Genomic DNA, 4,567 nt, shown 5'->3' with positions numbered 1-4,567 from the left:
CCTACGCTCGGTTCCTCACCCAGCCCCAGATCGATCTGGCAGACAGGATCGCCGACCTCGCGCCGGAAGACCTGAACCGGGTCTTCTTTGTTTCCGGAGGGTCCGAAGCCACAGAGTCGGCCATGAAAATCGCCCGTAAGTACCACATCGCAACCGGCAATCCCGGAAAGTACAGGGTCATCTCCCGGTGGCAGGCCTGGCACGGAAATACGGTTGGTGCCCTCTCCATGTCCGGGCGGTCGCCCTGGCGCGAGGACTATATTCCCTACCTGCTGAACTTCCCCCATATCCCGCCGCCCTATCCCTACCGGTGCGCCTACTGTAAGGACCACTCGGAATGCCAACTCCACTGCGCAGAGGAACTGGAACGGGTCATCAAACAGGAGGGGAGCGAGTCGATCTCCGCCTTTATCGCCGAACCGATCCTCGGCACCTCCGCCGCTGGCGTGACCCCTCCTCGGGACTACTACCCTCTCATTCGAGAGATCTGTGACCGACACAATATCCTGATGATCGTCGATGAGGTCGTCACCGGCTTTGGCAGAACAGGCCGCAACTTCGGCATCGAACACTGGGACGTAGTACCCGATATTATGGCGACCGGAAAAGGACTGAGTAGCGGATATACGCCCATAGCCGCAACCGTCGTCCACGAAAAGATCTACAACGCCATCTACAGGGAATCCGTCTCTTTTGTACACGGGCACACCTATGGCGGAAACGCCCTTTCCTGCGCCACAGCCCTGGCCGTGCAAAACTATATCCAGACGCATGATCTGGTATCGAACTGCGCCCGGATGGGCGACCTGATGCTGGAAAAACTCATGCCCCTGCAGGACCTGCCGATCGTAGGGGGCATACGCGGGAAAGGCCTGCTGACCGGCATCGAATTCGTGGCCGACAAATCCACGCGTGCCCCCTTCGATCTCTCAAAAGGGGTAACCGCAAAGATCGTGGATCTGGCCTTCGAAAAAGGGGTACTGGTCATGCCCGGAGCCCCTGGTCTGATTGACGGTGTCGAAGGCGACCATATCGCCATCAGCCCCCCTTTCACCATCACTGAATCGGAAGTACAGCACGTTGTCGATGTGATACAGGAAACCATTGTGGAGGTCTCGACACAGCTGAGTAAGTAAAATTCTCGGCACGGAGAGGGAACATGACAGAAATAGCCCATCGGATCCTCTATGTGAGCGATCCATCCACCATCGCACGCACTGTATTGCCCGACCCGGTAAGAGAAGCAGACCTGCGCAAATGGGTGGACATGGTCGCGGACAGCGGAATAGATATATTCAATCAAGAGATATTCTCCCAAGGATGGACGGCCTACTGGCAATCCGAACACTATGAATACGACCAGCGCCCTCAGCACCAGCGATTCAGACCATTGATCGAAGCGGGCACACAGCCCCTGGACATCCTCATCGACCAATCGCACCGGCGCAGCATGCAATTTATCGCTGGCTTCCGCATGAACGACGGCCACGCCGCGCACAACCGCAAACAGGGCGTCGGCATTGCCGAATATATTGAATCCAACCCACATCTGCGATTGCACGACCCGCGCCCCGGACAGAACTATCAGGAACCAGAAGCACTCGACTTCACACATCGGGAAGTTCGAGAATTCACTTGTGGCGTCATAGAAGAAGTCGCCTATGGATTTGACATTGACGGCATAGAACTGTGCTTTCGAGACACGGCCTACTTCCCCCCACACCACGCTGCCGAACGCGCACACCTCCTGACAGACCTCATACAAAAGATCCACACGCGACTGAATGAACGCGGCAAAGAAACCGGTAAAAAACTCATGCTTGGCGCGCGCATATACGCAACGCCGGCAGAATGCGCGAGCCAGGGCCTGGACATTTACAATTGGATACGGAATGGATTGCTCGACTACATCAGCCCGCAAGACACGATGTATGCCGACCACAATTTGCCCTACTCAGAATGGGCGGCACTAACCCGGGAAACAGCGTGCCTACTCTACCCCGGCCTGCTACCGTGGAACAGCTACCGCGCGCGCTACCGCCTCGGACGCATCCCCTTAAGCCACGCCACCTGCCGCGCACTCGCGCACACCATGTACGGCGCCGGTGCAAATGGCATATCGATCTACAACCATTTTGTGCCCTCCGTGTGGCAGCCGCCTTTTTACCCCCAGGGCATGCAGGTCTTCCACCAGTTCCGCGACCCCGAACGCGTCGCGCGCGGCGAACGGCACTACATCTTCGATCCCACCTGGGATGGATTCAGCGGTTTTGGAGCCAATGGCAGACGCAGCACAGGCGTAATCAACGCACAACTACTTCGACTACCGCGCAGCGAACAGCACCCCACGGGTGAATTTCGCTTTCAACTCTATGAAAACCTGCAACACGCGCACTGCGCGACCCTCCTCTTTCGGGGATTTGGCCTGACCGCGGACGATGAATTAGACGTACGCCTCAACGGCCATACCATCCCCGACGAAGCCATCGGACGCACCGCATCCTCTGATCGCGTCACAACCGTAGATTCGACACGGGAAAAAGACGGCAGAAACATACCCTGTACCGCGCAGGGCGGGCGGATCGAATTTCGCGCACTCGAGGAAAAACCCGTCTTTTCCACGCGCTGGTTTGTCCTCTCAGACCCGCTCGTCAAACGCGGCGACAACTACCTGTCCATCGCACTCACCAAAAGCGACCCCAAAGCCACATCTCCCACAATTGTAATCGACGAAGTAGAGATATTCGTCGAACCGAAATAAAAAAACAGGCCATCAGCCGCATGCATAACGGTTGATGGCCTGACATCGTATCACAGGTAAGGGGTTTTATCGATAATTGTCCTGGTAGGGATTTGCCCCATGTAACGCGCTGTAAAGCGGCTGCCAATCCCAGCCCGGGCCCACATCCCTTGTGGTTAGAGGACGATTCAGATCCAACTTATCTCCCAGATCCCTGAGGTCCATAAGCTTGTAAAGAGGATGTCCTTTATCGATAATTTTATCTTTTTGCTTGTGGATAACCGCATTGGGATCAATGGGAAGCTTGTTATAGTCTGGCACTCTAAAGGTTTGAGGAATCTCTATGGGCGTGATGAGTAAGCCGTTGTGGTCTCGGCTGATGGCCTGTTGAGTGAAGGTGAGTCCTCGCAGGTTTTGGGTTATTTGTCTTGAATTTTCTTCGTCGCCGTTGGAGGTATCGTGTTCATAAATTTCTGTCACGGGACTTGAGATGACATTGGAGATGAATGTATTTTTTTCCCAGACGCCATAGTGAATGAGTGAAAAGGGTTTTGGGGGTTTAGAGGTGACAGCTTCTCGATGGTAAAAGAGATTGCCTATGAAGCCGTTGTTAATGGGGAGGGTGAACTTGTATAGCTCTTCCGGAGGTGTGGCCTGGGTATAAGTGCCTAGTTGAACTTTCTTTTGTGCCTCGCTGAGCTGTTCGGTAGCCCAGGCCCTTCGAGATTTTTTCCCCATAAAGTTTACAAAAGGCACATCGGCTGGTGCATCAAGCGTGTTATAAGCGACACACCAATCGGTTGTGGCTTTGTGCCCGCCTTGGGGAGGGCCATTGTGCCCGCCTTGGGGACCTGCTATGCCTTCACCCATTCGAAGTACAGCGATGTAAGGTTTATTGCCTTCAGGTGTGTTTCTTCCGTTGACGCGAAAATAGTTACCGACCAGGATGTGGTTCCTATCCCAACCGATGATGGCCATTGCCGCGCGTTGTAAAAAATAACTGTGAACAATGTAAGCATAGCCTCCCATTCGCAAACTGAGGTATTTGTGACAGTCTTCCATCGTGTTGTTGAGCCAGAGAAACCCCCCCATTTTGCCGACAAAGTGTTCTGGATCGCCTTCCCGGTTGCCTGCGATCAGGTTTGCATCAAAGATACTCTCAGAATCCCGATTACCAGTGCGACCGAGTCTCAAAAAGCTATTCTCTATATTTTGAAAAAAGTTGTGGTCAACCCGCACGCTGATGGGGTTGTTTGTGCCTTGCCTCTGTTCTAACCCTCCGTCGCCATCACCGGAGCCGACCTGGGTGTTATCGAGTTGAAGATAAGCCTTGCCAATGAAAGCACAATGGTCAATTCGAAGAAACCGGGCTACTTTGTCATTGGCTCTGAGGGAAGTGCCGATAAGGACGGCTCTAATACCTGTCTCCTGGGTGCGGCGGGGGTAAAAAACACACTCTGTGAGGCGGTTGTGATCCCCTCTAATGGTAAGCGGCGTTTTAAACTGGGTTCTGCCTATTCTGGTATTTGAACTGATATCGCGAAAGATAAACCCATGAAACACATTGTGATCGCCTGAGATATCAAAAACAGTGTTCCCCGTAATCGTGACCTCACCGGGATTGATCGCTCGCATTTCAAAGGTATCGTATCTGCTGACACCTGTTTTTGAAAACGCAATGCGCCCTAAATCTGTGTAAGTACCATCTGAAAAAGCAATGGTCGCAGGACCCGATACATCCTCTATGACGCTGGCGATATCCTCGGTAGTGGGAGAAACCGTAACGGTCTGCTTTTTGTAAATTGACACTGTCGTTGAGCCTATTTT

General features: G+C 53.5%; 3 protein-coding genes. 2 read left to right on the top strand and 1 reads right to left on the bottom strand.

Going from position 1 to position 4,567, the window contains the following annotated elements; genetic code table 11:
* Positions 1-71: 71 nt before the first annotated feature.
* Complete coding sequence (locus tag OXG87_15115) at positions 72-1,136, top strand: aminotransferase class III-fold pyridoxal phosphate-dependent enzyme (GenBank protein MCY3870877.1); 1,065 nt, start codon at positions 72-74, stop codon at positions 1,134-1,136.
* Between the two features lie 23 nt (positions 1,137-1,159).
* On the top strand, positions 1,160-2,761 hold the full coding sequence (locus OXG87_15110) for a family 10 glycosylhydrolase (GenBank protein ID MCY3870876.1): 1,602 nt from the start codon (positions 1,160-1,162) through the stop codon (positions 2,759-2,761).
* Between the two features lie 66 nt (positions 2,762-2,827).
* Here the strand turns inward: OXG87_15110 and OXG87_15105 are convergent.
* Positions 2,828-4,567, bottom strand: a 1,740-nt coding sequence (locus OXG87_15105; GenBank protein ID MCY3870875.1) for a hypothetical protein, incomplete at its 5' end; no start/stop codon positions are given.

The sequence above is a fragment of the Gemmatimonadota bacterium genome (assembly GCA_026706845.1).
Lineage (GTDB): Bacteria > Latescibacterota > UBA2968 > UBA2968 > UBA2968 > VXRD01.
Note: the sequence above shows the minus strand (reverse complement) of the source record. Positions and strands in the feature narration are given on the sequence as shown.